Source organism: Rhizobium sp. Root1334 (genome assembly GCF_001426665.1).
In the GTDB taxonomy this organism is placed as follows: domain Bacteria; phylum Pseudomonadota; class Alphaproteobacteria; order Rhizobiales; family Rhizobiaceae; genus Pararhizobium.
Map to the genome: position 1 here is coordinate 335,975 of NZ_LMEY01000023.1, position 18,860 is coordinate 354,834.

Consider the following 18,860-nt stretch of genomic DNA (forward strand, 5'->3'; position numbering starts at 1 on the left):
ACATTCAAAATAAATGTAATTGATATTTTATATCAGTTACTTGTTTTGAAAATCTCTTTTAAATATTTATGTGGAGATGGCGAATGGCGGCGAAGCGCGAAGACGTGATCAGCTCTTTGGAAGCATCAGAAAGCATGGTTGCGCTGGCCAGGGATCATCTCGTGCAACCCTGGCCGACGGCCGGTGAGATCGGCGCCGAGGCGCGTGGCGGCATCGTCAGCGGCGATGGTATCTATGTCGTCGACAGCGAAGGGCGAAAGCTGATCGATGGCCCGGCGGGCATGTGGTGCGTCAATGCCGGGCATCGGCGCAAGGAGCTTGCCGATGTGCTCTACCGGCAGGCGATGGACCTGTCCTACAATTCGCCCTGGTACACGATGAACGAACCGTCGGTGACGTTGTCGGCGCGGCTTGCCGCGCATGCCCCCGGCGATCTCAGCCACGTGTTCTATACGACGGGCGGTTCGTCGGCGGTCGAGACGGCGCTCCGCTTCATGCAGTTTGCCAACAATGTGAAAGGGCGCCCGGACAAGAAGCTGATCGTGTCGCGCCAGGGCGGCTATCACGGCTCGACCTATCTTTCGGCCTCACTGAACGGCCGGCCGCGTGATCACGACTGGATGGACAGCGCCGGCGAGCAGGTCGTCAAGTTAACCTGCCCCAATCCGTTCCGCCGGCCGGATGGAGTGAGCGAGGCGGAATTCTGTGACGTTCTTGTCGAAGAATTCCGTACAGTCATCGAGGCAAGGGGGGCGGAGCACATCGGGGCGTTCATCGCCGAGCCAGTGATGGCGTCCGGTGGCGTCATCGTGCCGCCGGAAAGTTATCTGCGCCGGATGCGGCAGCTCTGCACCGAAAACGATATCCTGTTCATCGCCGATGAGGTGGTGACGGCCTTCGGGCGGCTTGGGCAGGTTTTCGCGTCCGGCGATGTTTTCGGCATCGAGCCCGATATGATCACCTTTGCCAAGGGCGTGACGTCCGGTTACTTCCCGCTCGGCGGCGTGATGATCTCGTCGCGTTTGTTCGAGGAGTTGCGCCGGTCAAACCATCCGGATGCGATGTTTGCGCATGGGCTGACCTATTCCAGCCATCCAATCGGCTGCGCCGTGGCGCTGAAAAATCTCGACATCCTGGAAGGTGGGTTGCTGGATCATGCGCGCGCTGTTTCCGGACACTTCCAGGCGAGCTTGAAGACGCTCGAGGATCTGCCGCTTGTCGGCGAGGTGCGTGGTGTCGGGTTGATGGCGTGCGTCGAGTGCGTTGCCGACCGGGTGCATAACAATCCGCTGACGCTGGATCTCGAGGTCGGCAAGCGCATTGACAGGCATTGCCAGGAACTGGGCTTGCTGGTGCGGCCGCTGATCCACATGTGCGTGATGTCGCCGCCGCTGACCATTTCCGTGTCGCAGATCGATGAGATGACGGCGATCCTGCGCGCAAGTATCCGCCGGACGATGGATGAGCTGGTGCGCGAAGGGCTCTGGCGCGGCTGAGCATTCTTTTGAGCAGGGCATCCATTCCCCGTCATGCTCAATATTAAAGGGCCGGTTTTCCCGGCCCTTTCTTTTGGCTGGTCAGGAGGTGGCAGACCGCAGCCGGTTGTTCATTCCGGCCATTTCCCGCTCGTCCGGGGCGGCGGGGAGATTCATCACCGGCAATATGCTGCGCAGGTGGTCGTGATGGGTGCGCACGCCATATTCGAGATCGGAGAGGTAAAAGCCGGTGAAGGCCTTCGAGGTCATCGATTCGTTCGACCAGATGGTCAGTTGCACATCCTCGGCCTGCGTGTCGCGATCGATGCGGTGGGCGAGATAGCGGGCGGCACGCTGCTGCCGGTTTTCGTCGCGATGGCGGTAGATGCTGCCCCGCAGGATCGTTTCACCGGTCGAGAGTGGAAACTCCTGATAGAACTGCACCGCTTCCGGCGTCACCGCAATTACCGCATTGGCGAAGATGCCGTAGTAGATCCAGGCCTTGCGCAGGCGCTCCGGCAGATGGGTGGCCTCCGGGGCGATCTTGATATAGTTGCGTACGCTCCAGCGCCGTCCGGCATGCGGATTGTAGGTGGCAAACGAGCGGCAAAGCCCGTTGACGAAGGGTTCGTCGTAATAGGTCGAGCCATAGAGATCCTGAAGTGCTGGATGCGCCATCGCCACGTGGTAGCCTTCGTTGTCGACGTCGCGGACTGATTTCCAGTTGACCGGCGAGGTCTGGGTCCAGATATCGGCGGCGGGGACCATGTCCTGCGTCTTGTATTCGCCGAGTTCGCCCGCAAACGGCTGCATGAGTTCCGCGACGGAAGCTTGAGGTCCGGGGGCAAAGCGGATGAAGACGAAGCCCATCCAGATTTCGAGATCGAGCCCGATCAGTCCAAATTCCTGCTTGTCGAGCGGCGGGAAGGAGCGGGGGCGGGCAGCGCCCCTCAGCGTGCCGTCGAGATTGTAGACCCAGCCGTGAAACGGACAGACAAGCGCGTTGCGGCAAGTTCCCTTGTTGTCGGCGACGACGCGCGAGCCACGATGGCGGCAGATATTTTGGAAGCCGCGCACGGTCCCTTCCTGATCGCGCAGGATCAGCGCACGCTCGCCGACGACATCCATGGTGATGTAGTTGCCTGGCTCCGGAATATCGGAGACATGGCAGGCGATTTGCCAGTGCTCGCGGAAGACATGCTGTTTTTCAAGCTCCAGAAGCGCGTCGCTGTGATAGCACCAACCGGGCAGGCCGCTCCGGTCCCAGTCATTGGGAATGCTGATATTGCGGGTCATTTCGTTCATGAATTCCCCATTTCTTGCTGAACGTTCATTCAATATAACCACATTTTTCTATAAATAGGAATAGTTTGGATTATGAATGAGTCAGCGAAACTTCGCAGAGAGGCTGGCTCTCGCAGACGCGTAACGAGACATTGCCAATGCCCGGTATGTGCTCAAGGCAATCGCGTGCGAGAAACTATTTATCCAGTTCCGGATAGACCCGGTCGAGAAAGCCGGGACGCAGCTTCTCGCCCATCATGCAATCGGTCAGCGGTGCGATTTGCACGGGGATAATCCGCGCCGCCGTCTTCGATCCGCTGACCTCCATGACCAGTTTCTGCCGGATGGCGACGGCAAAGTCTTCGGGCTGGTGGACCGGCAGAACGAACGAGCCGGGACCGCCGATAACGCAATCGGCATAGTAACGGTCAAGCGAAACAGTGCCGCCCGAGGGGCGGATGAGGATGGCCAGGCCGTTTATGATAATGCCGCTGGCAACGGCTGCGTTGCGCATCGGATCGACCGGAGGGCCGAGATTGTTCGGGCCGTCACCGGAGATATCGACCACCCGGCGCATCGCATCGTAGGGGCTCGCCGCAATCAGTTTCGATGCGAAGGCGATAGCATTGGAAATGGAAGTGCCCCGGCGGGTGAAGACCGGGCGGGCGGCAAGATGTTCGGCCAGAATTGCGGCGTCCTGCGCATCATCGATCAATTGCCAGTTGATGACGGAGGTCTCGTTGACGCTGCCGGCCCATTCGAAATAGCTGATGGCGATGCGGCCGTTGAGGCCGGCCGTGACCGCATTGATGAAGTCTGGATGACGCAGGGCTTCGACATATCCCAAGCGCTGCACCTGTGCCTCTTCAATGTCCATCGATCCCGACATATCGACGGCGAGCACCAGCGCGACATCGACCGGGACTGCATCAGCGACCGGTGTGGCAATCGGCGCGCTCGAAATCGTGAGAAACATCGCAAGTGTTGTGAACATCCAGTCATCCAATCGCTGCTAAGGATCGTATGAAACTAAAATGTAACACAGATCGTAGGTGAGGCGACCGTTCCGGATGCGGGCGTCTTCAACAATCGGTGATTTGTACTGACTGCCATTTTAGTGAATTTCGATCGACTGGAGTAAGCCTGCAATGCTTCTGAAAAACGAAACCGACACGGTCATTCTCGACCGGTTGCAGCAAGCGGCGTTCGGATACTTTCTAGAGTTCGTCAATCCCGAAAACGGCTTGATTGCAGATACCTCGCTGCCCGGCGCTCCGTCGAGCATCGCTGCGACCGGTTTTGGCCTTTCTGCCTATCCTACCGGCGTCGAGAGAGGCTGGATGAGCCGTCAGGACGCTGCGGCAAGAACACTGGTGACATTGAGGTTCTTTGCCGAAAGCCCGCAAAGCCGCAACAAGGACGCCACCGGCTACAAGGGGCTCTACTACCACTTTCTCGATATGAAGACCGGTCTGCGGACATGGCGCAGCGAGCTTTCGCTGATCGACAGCGCGCTTCTGATCGCCGGCATGATCACGGCGGCGGCTTATTTTAATCAGGACAATGAGGTCGAGACAGAGATCCGGTCGCAGGTCGATATGCTCTACGCCCGGGCAAACTGGGCCTGGGCGCTGGACGGAGAGGGGGCTTTGTGGCTCGGATGGAAGCCCCGGACAGGCTTTCTGCCCTATCGCTGGGAATCCTACAGCGAGGCGATCATCCTCTATGCGCTTGCTCTGGCTTCGCCATCCTATCCGATCGGCAAGGAAAGCTATGATGCTTTTGCCAGCAAATTCGATTGGATGACGGTGAAGAACAAGCCGTTCCTCTACGCCGGACCTCTGTTCATCCACCTGTTTTCACATGCATGGATCGATTTCCGTGGCATCCAGGATGAGGCTGTGGCAGCGCACGGCACGGATTATTTTGAAAATACCCGCCGGGCGATCGCCGTCCAGCGGGACTATGCGAGCACCAATCCGGGCGGTTTTACCGGCTACGGTGCCGACGCATGGGGGCTGACATCCTGCGATGGCCCCTTACGCCCCCGCCGGCTGCAGGATGGTCGGCGCCAGCAGTTTGCCGGTTATGCCGCGCGCGGAGCGCCGCTCGGGCCGGACGATGGCACGATCGCGCCCTGGGCGCCGCTCGCATGTCTGCCGTTCGAGCCACAGGCCGCGATGTCGGCGACACGGCATATCCTGTCGAGCTATCCCGACGTTATCGACACAGGGCGTTTTATCGGCAGTTTCAACCCGAGCGTTCCGGGCAAGACGGCGGAAGGTTGGCTCAACGACCGTAGCGTTGGCCTTGATCAGGGGTTGCTGGTGATGATGATCGAGAACCATCGCAGTGGTCTTTACTGGAACATGCTGCGCGAAACGCCGGTTATCCGGCGTGGCCTCCGGCGGGCAGGCTTTTCCGGCGGCTGGCTTTAAGCTAAACCGGCTGCCAGGTGATAACAGGCGGCCCCATTGAGCGAGAACCGGGTTTCAAGCAGCTTTCGACCGGATGATGTGCGGCACGCAAAAGCCGCCATAGCCTGGCAGGCGGAGCATTTTCCGCAGGTAGCTGTGTCCCTGGGGCGGGAGGGCGGCGATTTTCTGCCGGTCAATGAGGCATGGCATCTCGGTGGCGATATGGTCGAGCGCCTGCTGGACTACCAGAATTGTTTTGCTGCCGGCATGGACGACCGCGTCAGAGGCGCCCATCTAATTTCCTTCTACAGCCACCATCTCGGCATCGCGGCAGCAGCTGTCTATTTACAGACGGGGCTGGTGCCCAATCTGCATCCGGATCGCCTTGCGTTCCGGTTCGAACCTGTCGTTCAGCATGGCAGGGGGACGCCTTCGGACACTTATCCCTCCGGTATCAGCCGCCTTCATTTTCGTTTCCGGAGCTTTGCACGCGGGGATGATTGGGTGGCAGCATTTCATGGTGGCTTCGTCGAGAGCTTCAATCCGGTGATCGGCTTGCTGCAAGGCCGCACTGGCCTATCCCCCGTCGCGCAGTGGCGGCTGGTGGGTGACGGCATTGCGGGGGCTTTTCTGGAGATCGGTGCCGCCTTGGGCGAAGCGGATCGCGCAATGGCCGCAGCGCTTGCCATCATCAAGAGGGCCGGTTCACCGGTATTTTCCGAGACGGCGCACTACGCCAAGGTCGGCGCTGTTTGCGATGGCATCCCCGTCGAGCGAATCTTCCGGCTGCGAAGCGGCTGCTGTCTCTACTATCGAACAGAGGGTGGGGATTTTTGCGATGTCTGCGTGCTTCTCGATGACGAGACACAAAAAAGCCGCCTGCAGGCCCTTGTCGAGCGCACAGGCGGCCTTTGATGTACTTGCGGCGCAAGCAATGCTAGCGCCGCAACGATAGGGCTTAAGCCGATTTCAGAAACCGGTCGTTCAGGTATCCCGAAATCACGCCGAGCACGATCCAGAACGCCAGTGTCGTTGCCAAGGCGGCGACCGCGAATTCCGCGCCGAGAACTGCGGGTACCGGGCTCGAGATGTCCGTCGGCTGTGGCGCTCCATAGACGTGCGGAGCGGCGATCAGGACAAGGCCGATGATCTTGGCCAGGATCTCACCGCGCAACACGACAAGATAGAGGCCGGCGACGGAGAGAACGATCGCTGCGATCCACCAGGTCTGCCGGTCGTGGAGATCAGCGGCAGGGAAGCCCGGCAATTCCGGCGGCAGGCCGATGGCGGGCAAGAGATGGATAGCCAGCCAGCCGCAGGCGCCCCAGAGAGCGCCGTTGCGCAGCGTGATGGGGTAATTGAAGGCGAGGCTGGCGCCCGCAAGCAGCAGGCCAAATCCGGCGCCGGCCACCAGATTGGCAAGCAATGTGCCGGAGAACCGGCTCATGCCGAACATGATGCCGCCTTCGTCTTCGTGCTCGCCTTCATGGGCGTAGGCGGGTGTGATGGGTGAGAGTGCCGACAGCATTTCGCCGATCAACGAGGAGCGGTCGAGAGAAGAGTGCTGCTGCTGGCCTTCGGTTGCGGCCGGTGGTTCGGCGGCAGGTTCCTTGACTTCATATTCCTCGGCATGAAGGATGAGCGGGACCACCCGCAACTCCTGCGCCGCCGTCATGAAGACGCCCGCGATCAATCCAGCCACCAATGCGGCCAGAAGCGTTTTGACAATCATTTGATACCCCCAAAATCAAGCGGAGCAGATCGATCTTTAGTGCTCAACGCTTGCTGTGTTTGAATTCCCACGGCAAAGCCCGCCCGATGCCGGAGCATGGGCGCAATCCACGGCCGCGTGATTTCCAAAATGAAACCCGCGATCCCCTATCGATAGAGTGTGGAAAGGCTGAGCTTCCCACTGCCTATATCAATGGCAGGGGAAACCGTAGGAGTGGCGGACGTCATGCGCGGTGTCGTGCAGCACGGCGGAATTGGCAAGGCCGGCACCGAAAACCAGGAAGCCGCCGATCAACAGGGCGAGAATAGCCGTGGTGATACGGTCATTGAGAGAAAGCGGGACGCTTGAAACTGTAGTCGTAGCCATGACAACCTCCGTGATGGCGCGTGGGAAATATCCCACCAATTGGGCACCATGCCCTTCATCAACCGGCAGGTTTCCTGGCTCGCGGCGTCAGGCACTTTCGTGCCAAGGAGCTTGTCTCACCTTCCCGCGGCAGAGGCAAAACGCCCATCGCCGCAGTGGCTTTTACCGGCTGAACGTACCGGAATGACAACCTCTGACCGCTCTACAGTCGCGGGGTCGGCCGTGATAAAGATGCCCAGAATGGGTCCACCCGTCACGTTCCCATTTACTCCCCGAAAGCGCCTCGCTCCCAGGGAACCAATTGATCTGCTGATGATTATGCCGTCACCCCGGTCATGTCAATTCGGCGCTGCGACCAACAATGGCGCATTGCGGCTCTTGATTTTTCCGCGCAGTGTCTAAATTTGATATGTAATACAGTACGAGATGCGCCTAAGTTGCAACTGGGTTTCTTTGAAGAAGCACTTAATGGTTGTTTGTTTAAAAAGTACTCTTTTTGCTCATGGAACAATAGTTCTTTAGGAACCTTGGTGTAGAATGCGGAGGCGCTGATACGCGAAGCATCCTCTGCAGAGAAAACCATGAAGGCGGCGAGGTCCGAACAGGAATTCCAGAATATTCTTCGCCGTTTGGGAATTGCGCTTGACGCTTCTCAGATCGGCGTGTGGGAGCACGACACACAGAAAGACGAAGTCGTCTGGGATTTGCAGATGCACCGGCTCTACGCAACCGGCAAGACGCAAAGGCGCGTCAAGGCGGAGGTCTGGACGAATGCGATCCATCCCGATGATTTTGCCCAGGCCCAGGCCGATTTCGACCGGGCGATTGCAGCCAAGGATGCCTATTCTTCGGAATACCGGATCATTTTGCCGGACGGTGAAACCCGATACTTGCGTTCACGCGCCTATTGCTTCGAGGAAGACGGCCATATCACCCTTATCGGCGCCGAATGGGATGTGACGGCGGATGTGCTGCTCAATCGCGAACTGCGACGGCAAAAGGCGATCGCCGAGGCGCGGGCCGTTGCCCTTGAAGCGAGCCGCGAGCGGATCGCATATGCAGCCGAACATGATTATCTAACAGGACTTCCCAATCGACGCTTCTTTGACAGGCGATTGGCGGAGCTTGCGGGGGAGGCCGGACCGGAAAAGCTGGCGATCCTGCATATCGGTCTAGACCGGTTCAAGCAGATCAACGACACTGCCGGCCATACGACGGGAGACAATGTCCTGATATCCTGTGCCAGGCGGATTGAAGCCAGTGTGCCTGAGAACGCATTCATTGCCCGCGTCAGCGGTGATGAATTTGCGGTTTTGATCGCAAATTTCGTCTCGCTGGATGACCTCAAAATCCGTGCAGAGCGGCTGGCGCAGCAGTTGAAGCAGTCGGTCTGGCATAATGAGGAGGTCTTGCGCACCGGTGGGTCGATCGGTGTCGCGGCTGCCAGTGGCCGCAATATTGGCAGCCTGCTGGCACAGTCGGATATTGCCCTGCATCGTGCCAAGAAGCTCGGTCGGGGACGGGTCGAGGTGTATTCGGCTCAGATGAAGGCACAACTCAATGCCGAGCAGCGCGTTGGCAGGCAGTTCGCTCATGGTTTGGAAAAAGGGGAGTTCATTCCCTATTATCAGGCTCAGGTCGATGCGCGGACCCGGCGCATCGTCGGGATGGAGGTTCTGGCACGCTGGCGCCATCCGAAACGCGGATTGATCCTGCCGGGCGAATTCATCAAGGTTGCTGGCAGTCTCGGCCGGCTGGACGATCTCGATGCTGCGATCTTGAAGGCGGCGTTGAAGGACCGTCAGGCCTGGATGGGGCAGGGAGTGCATGTTCCGCGCATTGCGGTGAATGTCTCGGCTGCCCGCCTGTCGGATCCGCTTTTGATCGACGAATTGAAACGCCTGGATGTCCGACCGGATATGCTGTCATTCGAATTGCTGGAAACCATTTTTCTCGACGACAGCGAAGATGACGTGTTTTCCAACGTCGCAGGCCTGAAGGCCATGGGTATCGACATCGAGATCGATGATTTCGGATCCGGTCATGCGTCGATCATCGGGTTGGTAAAGCTGAAACCGCGGCGGATGAAGATCGATCGTCAACTGGTTTTGCCGACCACCACATCGCGCGAACAGAAGCGCCTGTTGCGCTCGATCATCGACATCGCCAAAGCGCTCAATATCGAGGTCATTGCCGAGGGCGTCGAGACGCTGGAACACGCCAAGTTGTTGACGCGCCTTGGATGCGATGTGCTGCAAGGTTATGCGATCGCCTATCCGCTTCCGGCCGCAGATATGCTGGCCAGGTTGAACGAGGATCAGCAGTTGGTTCTGCTCACTCAGCACTGACCGCATATGCCGCTTGTGGCTGCTATCGTTCCAGAAGATCCTGCATGGCGCTGATGATGCGGCGGTGCTGGTGGGCGTGGCGAGTGCGGATGCTGGTGGCGGCGTAGACAGCTTGCTGTATCGGAGGGGCGTCTGCGATGGGGAAAGCGGCGCCTTCGCCTTCGAGCCTCAGCGCCGTGCTGCTCGTCACATAGGCTGCCCCTCCCAGCGTCTTCAGCAGGCCGGTAATGGCGATATTCTGGCCTGACGCCAGCGGAGCGGATGAAAGCTGCGGCAGGGCCAGCCGATGCGCACGGTCGAACGCCGGAGAGTAGACGGCCTGGATATAGGTTTCCGGTAACAATTCGCCGACCGTTCGCGTCGCGGTGCCGACCAGCATGTAGGTCATTTCGCCGATCCGCTCATAGTGAAGATCGGGCAGGTAATGCGGCGTATAAAGGATGGCGAGATCGAGATCGCCGGCTGCCAGATCGCGGTTCATCTGGTTGGAGTAATCGGCCTCCATATAGATCGAGGTCGTCGGCAGGTCGGCCCGGACGGCTGATAGCCATTTTCCGGCAAAGGCTTCGGCGAGATCATGCTGGATGCCGAGCCGCATCGAGCGCTCGTAGGTACCGGCGTTTTCCACCGCGCGGGTTGCCTCGTGCCATTGATGCTGCAGCGCCTTGGCATGGTCGAGGAAACGCAGGCCGGAGGCAGTCGGCGCAGTTCCTCCTTTGTTGCGCGTGAAAAGCTTGCGGTTGAACTGTGCTTCGAGCGCCTTGACCCGATGGGACACGGTGGATTGCGTGATGTTCAGCCGTTCCGCCGTGCGATTGAAACTGCGGGTTTCCATCAGGTCGAGGAAGGTTTCGATAAGGTCGATCTGCATGGGTGTGTCCGGTGTCTCCCAATTTTGCCCCTCACCCTATCCCTCTCCCCGCAAGCGGGGAGAGGGGACGACGGAGGTGGCCGCCTGTCCCTTCTCCCCGTTTACGGGGAGAAGGTGGCCGATAGGCCGGATGAGGGCTTCTAGTTCAATCTAATCGAATTCTTCGATCAATAAAGCCCGTTCTGACGGCTTGATGCAAATGTTGTTCATGGCCAAAACTTCCCCCAAACAAGGGAACAGCCATGTCGAATTTGCCGTCTTATGCACGCGTCGTGATCATCGGGGGAGGTGCGGTCGGTGCGTCCGCTCTCTATCATCTGGCCAAGGCCGGGTGGACGGACTGCGTGCTTCTGGAAAAGAACGAGCTGACGGCCGGTTCGACATGGCATGCGGCGGGCAACGTGCCGACATTTTCGTCCTCCTGGTCGATCATGAACATGCAGCGCTATTCGGCCTCGCTCTACCGCGAACTGGGCGCGCTGGTCGATTATCCGATGAATTACCATGTCACCGGCTCGATCCGGCTTGGTCATTCCAAGGAGCGGCTGCAGGAGTTCAAGCGCGTCGTCGGCATGGGGCGCTATCAGGGCATGGATCTCGACATCCTCTCGCCGGATCAGATCAGGTCGAAATACCCCTTCGTCGAAACCCATGACCTGACCGGCGCGCTCTACGATCCCTATGACGGCGACATCGACCCGGCGCAGCTGACGCAGGCGGTGGCCAAGGGCGCGCGCGACATGGGCGCGAAAATCTTGCGCTTCTGTCCCGCCACCGGCGCGCGCCGGGAAAATGACGAGTGGATCATTTCCACGCCGCAGGGCGAAATCCGCTGCGAATACGTCGTCAATGCCGCCGGTTACTACGCCCGCGAGGTCGGAAAATGGTTCGGCCGCGACGTGCCGATGATGGTCATGAGCCATCAGTACATGCTGTTCGAGGAAATTCCGGAACTGGCCGCCTGGTCGAAGGAAGCAGGGCACAAGCTGCCGTTGCTGCGCGATGTCGATAGCTCCTATTACCTGCGCCAGGAAAAGACCGGGATGAATCTCGGTCCCTATGAGAAAAACTGCAAGGCGCACTGGATCACGCCGGACGATCCGATGCCGGAGGATTTTTCGTTCCAGCTTTTCCCTGACGATCTGGAACGCTTGGAATGGTATCTGAACGACGCCGTCGAGCGTGTGCCGATCCTCGGCACTGCCGGTCTGTCCCGGATGATCAATGGGCCGATCCCCTACGCGCCGGACGGCAACCCGCTGATTGGCCCGATGCCGGGCGTGCCGAATGCGTTCGAGGCCTGCGTCTTTACCTTCGGCATTTGCCAGGCAGGCGGTGCGGGCAAGGTACTGGCCGAATGGGTAACGGAAGGGCAGACGGAATGGGACATGTGGTCCTGCGACCCGCGCCGGTTCACCAGTTTTACCGATCAGGATTATTGCATCGCCAAGGGCATGGAAATCTATGGCCATGAATATGCCATGCATTTCCCGAAGCACGCCTGGCCGGCGGGCCGCAACAAGAAGCTGTCGCCGATCCACGGCCGGATTGCGGCCCTTGGCGCACAGTTCAAACCCTATAACGGCTGGGAGCGGGCCAACTGGTACGCCAAGCCGGGGGATGACCTCTCGGAAGAAGCCACGCAGACCTGGAACCGGGCGGGGCCTTGGCAGAAACGCATCGAGGAGGAATGCCTCGCCGTCACCAACGCTGCCGGCATTCTCGATCTTCCTGGTTTCTCCCGCTACCGCCTGAAGGGCGAGGGTGCCCGCGACTGGCTGCTTGGCCTGACTACAGGCAAGGTGCCGAAGCCTGGCCGTATTGGTCTCGCCTATTTCTCCGACGACAAGGGCCGGATCGTCACCGAAATGTCAGTCATGGCACTGGAGGAGGATTTCTTCTTCCTGATCACGGCGGCAACGGCGCAGTGGCACGATTTCGAATGGTTGAAAAAACACCTGCCACAGGATGCGGCGTTTACGCTGGACGATGTCACGGAGAGCTTTACCTGCCAGATACTCTCCGGACCGAAGTCGCGGGACATCTTGGCTGAGGTCTGTGATGCGGATCTTGCGAAGGGTTGGTTGACGCATCAGTCGGTACAGATCGCCGGGCGCTGGTGCCAGCTGGTGCGCGTCTCCTTCGCCGGCGAACTCGGCTGGGAAATACACACTAAGATCGATGACACGGCCACCATCTTTGACGCGGTCTGGGCTGCGGGACAAAAGCACGGCCTGAAACCCTTTGGCATGGAAGCGCTGGACTCGCTTCGGATCGAGAAGGGATATCGCGCCTGGAAAGGCGATCTTTCAACCGATTACACCATTCTGCAGGGTGGATTGGAGCGTTTCGTTGATTGGGCCAAGCCCGGATTCAAGGGCAAGGCGGCGCTGGAGCATGAGAAACAGCAGGGTGTGACCAAACGCTTCGTCACGCTGATCGTGGACGCTGGCGATTGCGACGCGCCGTATATGTCGACGCTCTGGCATGGCGGCAAGGTGGTCGGCGAAACCACGTCCGGAAACTGGGGCTACCGGATCGGCAAATCGGTGGCACTTGGCATGCTGCGCGCCGATCTGGCTCAGCCTGGAACCGAGGTCGAGGTCGAAATCTACGGGGACCGCTTCACGGCAATCGTCCAGGCCGATGAGCCGCTGTTTGATCCCAAGAATGAAAGACTGCGCGCATGAGCAAGCCTATCCCCCAAAAGGCCCGCGTGGTCATCATCGGCGGCGGTGTGTCGGGCTGTTCGGTCGCCTATCATCTGGCGAAACTCGGCTGGACTGACGTTGTGCTTCTCGAGCGCAAGCAGCTGACTTCCGGCACGACCTGGCATGCGGCCGGACTGATCGGCCAGCTGCGCGCCAGCCAAAACATGACCCGGCTCGCCAAATATTCGGCCGATCTCTACACCAAGCTGGAGGCCGAAACCGGTATCGGCACCGGCATGCGCCAGTGCGGCTCGATCACGGTTGCGCTGACCGAAGAGCGCAAACAGGAAATCTACCGGCAGGCCTCGCTGGCCCGCGCCTTTGACGTCGATGTGCGGGAAATATCGCCGGACGAAGTCAAGGCGATGTATCCGCATCTGAATGTCTCGGATGTGGTCGGTGCCGTGCATCTGCCGCTGGATGGCCAGTGCGATCCCGCCAATATCGCCATGGCGCTGGCCAAGGGTGCCCGGCAGAACGGCGCGACCATTCTTGAGGGCGTCAAGGTAACGGCGGTCCACAAGAAGGATGGCCGGGTCTCAGGCGTCACCTGCGAGCAGAACGGCGAGACGTTCACGATCGAGACCGAAAATGTCGTCAACGCGGCGGGCATGTGGGGCAGGGAGCTGGGCCTCATGTCCGGCGTGACCGTGCCGCTGCATGCCTGCGAACATTTTTATATCGTCACCGAACCGGTCGCCGGGCTACAGCGCCTGCCGGTTCTGCGAGTGCCGGACGAGTGCACCTATTACAAGGAGGATGCCGGCAAGATGCTGGTCGGCGCCTTCGAGCTCAAGGCCAAGCCCTGGGGCATGAACGGCATCAGCGAGGATTTCTGCTTCGACCAGTTGCCGGAGGATTTCGATCACTTCGCGCCGATCCTGGAAAAGGCGGTTGGACGCATGCCGATGCTGGAAACGGCAGGGATCCATACCTTCTTCAACGGCCCTGAGAGCTTTACGCCGGATGACCGCTACTATCTCGGCGAAGCGCCGGAGCTGAAAGGCTATTGGGTTGCGGCCGGTTACAACTCGATCGGCATCGTGTCGTCCGGCGGTGCCGGCATGGCGCTGGCGCAATGGATGAACGATGGTGAGCCGCCGTTCGATCTCTGGGAGGTCGATATCCGCCGGGCGCAGCCATTCCAGAAAAACCGCACCTATCTCAAGGAGCGGGTCACCGAGACGCTCGGCCTGCTCTATGCCGATCACTTCCCCTACCGCCAGATGGCGACGGCACGCGGCGTTCGCCGCACGCCCTTGCACGAACACCTGAAGGCGCGCGGCGCCGTCTTCGGAGAAGTGGCGGGTTGGGAGCGGGCCAACTGGTTTGCCAAGGAAGGTCAGGAGCGGGAATACAAATATAGCTGGAAGCGGCAGAACTGGTTTGAAAACCAGCGCGACGAGCATCTGGCGATCCGGGGTGGCGTCGGTCTGATCGATATGACGTCGTTCGGCAAGATCCGCGTCGAAGGGCGCGATGCGCTGCCCTTTCTGCAAAAACTCTGCGCTAACCAGCTGGATGTGGCTGCGGGCCGCATCGTCTATACCCAGATGCTCAATGCCCGTGGCGGTATCGAGAGCGATCTGACGGTCACTCGTCTCTCGGATACGGCTTTCCTGCTGGTCGTGCCCGGCGCGACGTTGCAACGCGATCTTGCCTGGCTGCGCAAGCATCTCGCCGATGAATTCGTCGTTATCACCGATGTGACGGCATCGGAATCGGTGCTCTGCGTCATGGGGCCGAAGGCGCGCGAACTGATGCAAAAGGTCAGCCCCAACGACTTCTCTAATGCGGCGCATCCGTTTGGTACGGCGCGGGAAATCGAAGTCGGCATGGGCCTCGCCCGCGCTCACCGGGTCACCTATGTCGGCGAACTCGGCTGGGAACTCTATGTCTCGACCGACCAGACGGCGCATGTGTTCGAGACGCTGGAAGCGGCAGGGGCCGATATCGGCCTGAAACTTTGTGGCATCCATACGCTCGATAGCTGCCGGATCGAAAAGGCCTTCCGCCATTTCGGCCATGACATCACCGATGAGGACCATGTGCTGGAAGCCGGGCTCGGCTTTGCAGTGCGCACGGGCAAGGGCGACTTCATCGGCCGCGAAGCCGTCTTGAGGAAACAGGACAAGGGGCTTTCGCGCCGGCTGGTGCAGTTCCGGCTGACCGATCCGGAGCCGCTTCTGTTCCACAACGAAGCGGTGGTGCGCGACGGCAAGATCGTTGGAACGATCACGTCAGGCAATTACGGCCACCATCTCGGCGGCGCGATCGGGCTCGGCTATGTGCCGTGCCGGGAAGAGAGCGAGGCCGATGTGCTGGGCTCTGTTTACGAGATCGAGATTGCCGGGACACGGGTGAAGGCGGAGGCGTCGCTTGCGCCGATGTATGATCCGAAGTCGGAGCGGGTGAAGGTCTAGGCGAGGTTGTTTCTTCTCCCCATCGGGGAGAAGTGCCGAGCGCATGCGAGGCGATGAGGGGGCGGCGGATGCTGAGTTTGCGGCCCCCCTCATCCGGCCCTTCGGGCCACCTTCTCCCCGATGGGGAGAAGAGGAATTACGCGGCGGCCTCCGTCGTCCCCTCTCCCCGCGAGCGGGGAGAGGGCTAGGGTGAGGGGCTTGTCGGACCCAGCCCACAGCGAAATGCGCGCGCCGGAACGCGATTTTTCCGGTGAGGTCTTTCAGGAGAGAAAACATGCTCGCGCCCGAACTTTCCAACAGCGTTGCCGAGGGCGACCGCATCGACCAGCTCGTCGCCGCCCACAAGCCCGGCCATGGGCTTGCCCGGCCGTTCTACCGGGACGTGGATATCTACGAGCGCGATCTGGAGCGTGTCTTCCGCCGCCATTGGCACTGCGTCGCGCATGAAAGCGTCATCCCGAAGCCGAACGATTTCGAAGTGTTTCGCATGGCCTCTGAGCAGGTGATCCTGACGCGGCATGCGGACGGGACTGTTCATGCCATTCTCAATGTCTGCCGCCATCGCGGGGCGGAAGTCTGCACCAAGGACAAGGGCAATGCGCGTGTGTTCGTCTGTCCCTATCACGCCTGGACCTATGGCAATGATGGCGCGTTGAAGGCCGCACGGCTGATGCCGAAGGATTTCAAGCGGGAAGACCATGGGCTGAAGAAGCTGCATGTCCGCGTCGTCGAAGGCCTCGTCTTCATTTCCTTTGCCGAAAACCCGCTCGATTTCACTGAAGTCGAAAACCTTCTGCATGCCACCTGCGGCCAGTATGGCTGGGGGCAGGCGAAGGTTGCTTACCGGCAGAGTTATCCGGTCGATGCCAACTGGAAGCTGGCGGTGGAAAACTATGTCGAATGCTATCACTGCGGCCCGGCGCATCCGGAGTATTCGCAGACCCACGCACTGGAACAGCCGCTGCACATGATCGAGGCGCTAAATGCCGCAATGGAGGAACGCACTTGCGCGCTCGGTATCCAGGTCGGTTCTGGCGACCATTGGCAGACTTCCGAGAATGGCAAGGAGACGATCCATGCTTTCCGCTATGCACTCTATGATGGCGTCAAGACCGGCAGTCAGGACGGATCGCCATTGGCGCCGCTGATGGGCCGTTTCACCGAGTTCGATGGCGGCGTTACCTCCGTTCATCTCGGCGGCACGTCGTTCCTCGTCTGCTATCCCGACCATGGCATGATCTACCGCTTCATTCCGAAGGGTCCGGAAGCCTGCGAGATGGAACTGATCTGGCTCGTCAACGGCGAGGCGCAAGAGGGTGTCGACTACGACCTCGAGAAGCTGAAATGGCTCTGGACCGTCACCACCGACGAGGACAAGTCGATCATCGAGCACACCTCGCGCGGCGTGCGCTCGCATTACTTCGTGCCCGGCCCGATCGCACCGATGGAGCAGAACGAGTTGCGCTATATCAACTGGTATCTCGACGAGATCAGCCGGGCCTAGCCACCGCGCCTGTCAAAATGCGTACGAAGCGCGACGTGGGTCTGCACGGTCGCTACGCCCGCGATCGTGGCGATTTGTCTTCGGATGGTGTCGAGATCTCCGTTCGATCCGCATTCGATCAATAGCATCAGGTCGGTGGGGCCTGCCAGCGACCAGCAGCTGACAACCTGCGGGATACCGGAAATATGCGGCACGACATGGTCGCAATTCTTGCCCGGCTGAAAGCTGACTGCAACCACGGCCCGCACGCCGGGATCGGCAATTTCGGTCCCAAGGCGTATTGTATAGCCCGCGATCACATTCTTGCTTTCCAGACGCCGCAGCCGCTCATGAACGGCGCTGCGTGAAAGGTCGCTGCGCCTGGCAAGCTCGACCAGGCTCTGGCGAGAATCACTGCGCAAGGCAGCGACAAGGAGGCGGTCTTTTTCGTCCAGTTCGATCACTTTGTCCGGTCTCCCCCTGTCAAACCGGATGGATGACCGGTTGCCCGGCATCTTGCTCAATGAAACCGGACGAAATGGCAAGTAGCTTCTGCGCGTAACAGCCAAAGGAGTGATCGGGCTATGAAATTTTCTGACAGGGCAGCGTTGATACTTGTGGACATGCAACAGGCCTTCGATACCGCGCCATGGCCGAAGCGATGGAACGACAAGGTCGATGCGAACGGGCTGGCAGTTCTGTCGGCGTGGCGTGCGGCCGGGCGTCCGCTCTTCCATGTGCGGCACGACAGTGTCGAAGAGGGATCGTCGCTTCGGCCCGGGAGCCCCGGCAACGCGTTCCGCCGCGGTTTCGAGCCGCAGCCGGGTGAGCCGCTGGTCATCAAGAGTGTCAACGCCGCTTTCATCGGTACGGACCTGGATCTCCGGCTGCGGCGGGCGGATATCGACACGATCGTCGTGTTTGGAATTTCGACGGACATGTGCGTTTCGACGACGGTGCGTGTCGGTGCCAATATGGGCTACAAGGTCACGCTGGTGGAGGATGCCTGCGATTGTTTTGATCTTGCCGATGGTCACGGTGAGAAGATCGCTGCGGTTGATATTCATCGCGCGCATATCGCGACGCTTCGGGCTGATTTCGCAACGGTTGTGACCACAGCGGAAATCCTGCCGAGAGTGTGACGGCAGGCCCCGCAGGCAGCCTTCAGGGTAAACGACCGCGAACCTCTGTAATCTGATGGGACCATTTTGGCGCGGTCGGTTCGACGCCATAGGCGTTTTTCGGGAAAGTGAAGAAGGTCGAGAAGCTCTGGCTCTGGCCGGCGGGGACGCGCGCCAGAATCAGGGCCGTGTCCACGCCGAGCGTCCGGCAATTGTTTTGCGGGCAATCTTCCAGCGTGACCGACAGTTTGAAATAGTCGAGATTGTAGCCGCTGTTGTTTTTTACTGTGCCGGTTGCGCGGTAGCTCATGTCGGGTTGATTTCGCGTGAACTCCAGGTCTCCGACCGATATATCCTGCGGCGCCAGCGCCGGTTGAGCTTGCGCGTCGCCAGGATCTGTTACGGCTTCTGCCGGGGTCCTGCCTTCATTGATCCAGATCAAAAAAGCCGAAACAAGCGCCAATGCGACGAGGATGCTGAGCACCGGTTCTGCAAAGCGCCGGAAGCGCGACGAGCGCATGGCAAAATACACGATCAACAGGCCGGCAACCGCAGGAAATATCCAAATCATCAAAGTCCTCCAGACCTCTATATAGGCGGGGCGGCATCGTGAGGGAAGCGGGGACCGG

At 59.9% G+C, this 18,860-nt stretch carries 15 protein-coding genes and 1 riboswitch; of the genes, 8 read left to right on the forward strand and 7 right to left on the reverse strand.

Translation table 11 applies throughout. From position 1 onward, the window contains the following. Positions 1-83: 83 nt before the first annotated feature. Positions 84-1,496, forward strand: a complete 1,413-nt coding sequence (locus ASD36_RS20125) for an aminotransferase (RefSeq protein ID WP_060506654.1) — start codon at positions 84-86, stop codon at positions 1,494-1,496. 81 nt (positions 1,497-1,577) lie between these two features. On the opposite strand, the gene ASD36_RS20130 is transcribed toward ASD36_RS20125, so the two are convergent. Together ASD36_RS20130 and ASD36_RS20135 are read right to left on the reverse strand one after the other, a co-directional pair. Then, positions 1,578-2,780, reverse strand: coding sequence for an aromatic ring-hydroxylating dioxygenase subunit alpha (locus ASD36_RS20130; protein WP_060506655.1), 1,203 nt, complete (start codon positions 2,778-2,780; stop codon positions 1,578-1,580). 175 nt (positions 2,781-2,955) lie between these two features. Continuing rightward, entirely contained in the window at positions 2,956-3,753 is a 798-nt protein-coding gene (locus tag ASD36_RS20135; protein ID WP_060506656.1) for a DUF1194 domain-containing protein, read from the reverse strand. A 154-nt stretch (positions 3,754-3,907) separates the two neighbouring features. Between ASD36_RS20135 and ASD36_RS20140 the strand changes: the two genes are divergently transcribed. Together ASD36_RS20140 and ASD36_RS20145 are read left to right on the forward strand one after the other, a co-directional pair. Continuing rightward, positions 3,908-5,197, forward strand: a complete 1,290-nt coding sequence (locus ASD36_RS20140; RefSeq protein WP_060506657.1) for a glucoamylase family protein — start codon at positions 3,908-3,910, stop codon at positions 5,195-5,197. 36 nt (positions 5,198-5,233) lie between these two features. Continuing rightward, positions 5,234-6,091 carry a (2Fe-2S)-binding protein gene (locus ASD36_RS20145; RefSeq protein ID WP_060506658.1) on the forward strand — a complete coding sequence of 286 codons (858 nt, stop codon included), beginning with the start codon at positions 5,234-5,236 and terminating at the stop codon, positions 6,089-6,091. Positions 6,092-6,134: 43 nt separating this feature from the next. On the opposite strand, the gene ASD36_RS20150 is transcribed toward ASD36_RS20145, so the two are convergent. Then, the gene (locus ASD36_RS20150; RefSeq protein ID WP_060506659.1) at positions 6,135-6,908 is read right to left on the reverse strand and encodes a CbtA family protein; all 774 of its coding nucleotides are present in this window, start codon (positions 6,906-6,908) and stop codon (positions 6,135-6,137) included. A gap of 189 nt (positions 6,909-7,097) precedes the next feature. Continuing rightward, entirely contained in the window at positions 7,098-7,274 is a 177-nt protein-coding gene (locus ASD36_RS30320) for a CbtB-domain containing protein (protein ID WP_082512317.1), read from the reverse strand. A 46-nt stretch (positions 7,275-7,320) separates the two neighbouring features. Next, positions 7,321-7,591, reverse strand: a riboswitch (cobalamin riboswitch). A gap of 264 nt (positions 7,592-7,855) precedes the next feature. On the opposite strand from ASD36_RS30320, the gene ASD36_RS20155 reads away from it, so the two are divergent. Beyond that, on the forward strand, positions 7,856-9,622 hold the full coding sequence (locus ASD36_RS20155) for an EAL domain-containing protein (RefSeq protein ID WP_060506660.1): 1,767 nt from the start codon (positions 7,856-7,858) through the stop codon (positions 9,620-9,622). Between the two features lie 22 nt (positions 9,623-9,644). Here the strand turns inward: ASD36_RS20155 and ASD36_RS20160 are convergent, their stop codons facing one another. Next, entirely contained in the window at positions 9,645-10,493 is an 849-nt protein-coding gene (locus tag ASD36_RS20160; protein ID WP_060506661.1) for a LysR family transcriptional regulator, read from the reverse strand. A gap of 242 nt (positions 10,494-10,735) precedes the next feature. On the opposite strand from ASD36_RS20160, the gene ASD36_RS20165 reads away from it, so the two are divergent. From ASD36_RS20165 to ASD36_RS20175, 3 genes are all read left to right on the forward strand, one after another. Next, positions 10,736-13,183 (forward strand): FAD-dependent oxidoreductase, encoded by a 2,448-nt coding sequence (locus ASD36_RS20165; RefSeq protein WP_060511766.1) that lies wholly within the window; start codon positions 10,736-10,738, stop codon positions 13,181-13,183. Beyond that, the gene (locus ASD36_RS20170; RefSeq protein WP_060506663.1) at positions 13,180-15,627 is read left to right on the forward strand and encodes an FAD-dependent oxidoreductase; all 2,448 of its coding nucleotides are present in this window, start codon (positions 13,180-13,182) and stop codon (positions 15,625-15,627) included. The genes ASD36_RS20165 and ASD36_RS20170 overlap by 4 nt, the downstream gene beginning before the upstream one ends. A gap of 274 nt (positions 15,628-15,901) precedes the next feature. Then, complete coding sequence (locus ASD36_RS20175; protein WP_060506664.1) at positions 15,902-17,131, forward strand: aromatic ring-hydroxylating dioxygenase subunit alpha; 1,230 nt, start codon at positions 15,902-15,904, stop codon at positions 17,129-17,131. Here the strand turns inward: ASD36_RS20175 and ASD36_RS20180 are convergent. Beyond that, complete coding sequence (locus tag ASD36_RS20180; protein WP_244482375.1) at positions 17,128-17,574, reverse strand: Lrp/AsnC family transcriptional regulator; 447 nt, start codon at positions 17,572-17,574, stop codon at positions 17,128-17,130. The two genes, ASD36_RS20175 and ASD36_RS20180, sit on opposite strands and share 4 nt — an antisense overlap. A 120-nt stretch (positions 17,575-17,694) precedes the next feature. Between ASD36_RS20180 and ASD36_RS20185 the strand changes: the two genes are divergently transcribed. Next, entirely contained in the window at positions 17,695-18,252 is a 558-nt protein-coding gene (locus tag ASD36_RS20185; protein ID WP_060506665.1) for a cysteine hydrolase family protein, read from the forward strand. A 22-nt stretch (positions 18,253-18,274) separates the two neighbouring features. Here the strand turns inward: ASD36_RS20185 and ASD36_RS20190 are convergent, their stop codons facing one another. Then, a complete protein-coding gene (locus ASD36_RS20190) occupies positions 18,275-18,802 on the reverse strand; it encodes a hypothetical protein (RefSeq protein WP_060506666.1) in 528 nt (175 codons plus the stop codon). Positions 18,803-18,860 lie beyond the last annotated feature (58 nt).

Bases quoted from the DNA above. Each gene is read 5' to 3' on its own strand.
- ASD36_RS20150 (WP_060506659.1), bottom strand. From the start codon at position 6,908: ATGATTGTCAAAACGCTTCTGGCCGCATTGGTGGCTGGATTGATCGCG.
- ASD36_RS20165 (WP_060511766.1), top strand. From the start codon at position 10,736: ATGTCGAATTTGCCGTCTTATGCACGCGTCGTGATCATCGGGGGAGGT.
- ASD36_RS20135 (WP_060506656.1), bottom strand. From the start codon at position 3,753: ATGTTCACAACACTTGCGATGTTTCTCACGATTTCGAGCGCGCCGATT.
- ASD36_RS30320 (WP_082512317.1), bottom strand. From the start codon at position 7,274: ATGGCTACGACTACAGTTTCAAGCGTCCCGCTTTCTCTCAATGACCGT.
- ASD36_RS20175 (WP_060506664.1), top strand. From the start codon at position 15,902: ATGCTCGCGCCCGAACTTTCCAACAGCGTTGCCGAGGGCGACCGCATC.
- ASD36_RS20185 (WP_060506665.1), top strand. From the start codon at position 17,695: ATGAAATTTTCTGACAGGGCAGCGTTGATACTTGTGGACATGCAACAG.
- ASD36_RS20155 (WP_060506660.1), top strand. From the start codon at position 7,856: ATGAAGGCGGCGAGGTCCGAACAGGAATTCCAGAATATTCTTCGCCGT.
- ASD36_RS20160 (WP_060506661.1), bottom strand. From the start codon at position 10,493: ATGCAGATCGACCTTATCGAAACCTTCCTCGACCTGATGGAAACCCGC.
- ASD36_RS20170 (WP_060506663.1), top strand. From the start codon at position 13,180: ATGAGCAAGCCTATCCCCCAAAAGGCCCGCGTGGTCATCATCGGCGGC.
- ASD36_RS20190 (WP_060506666.1), bottom strand. From the start codon at position 18,802: ATGATTTGGATATTTCCTGCGGTTGCCGGCCTGTTGATCGTGTATTTT.
- ASD36_RS20140 (WP_060506657.1), top strand. From the start codon at position 3,908: ATGCTTCTGAAAAACGAAACCGACACGGTCATTCTCGACCGGTTGCAG.
- ASD36_RS20130 (WP_060506655.1), bottom strand. From the start codon at position 2,780: ATGAACGAAATGACCCGCAATATCAGCATTCCCAATGACTGGGACCGG.
- ASD36_RS20125 (WP_060506654.1), top strand. From the start codon at position 84: ATGGCGGCGAAGCGCGAAGACGTGATCAGCTCTTTGGAAGCATCAGAA.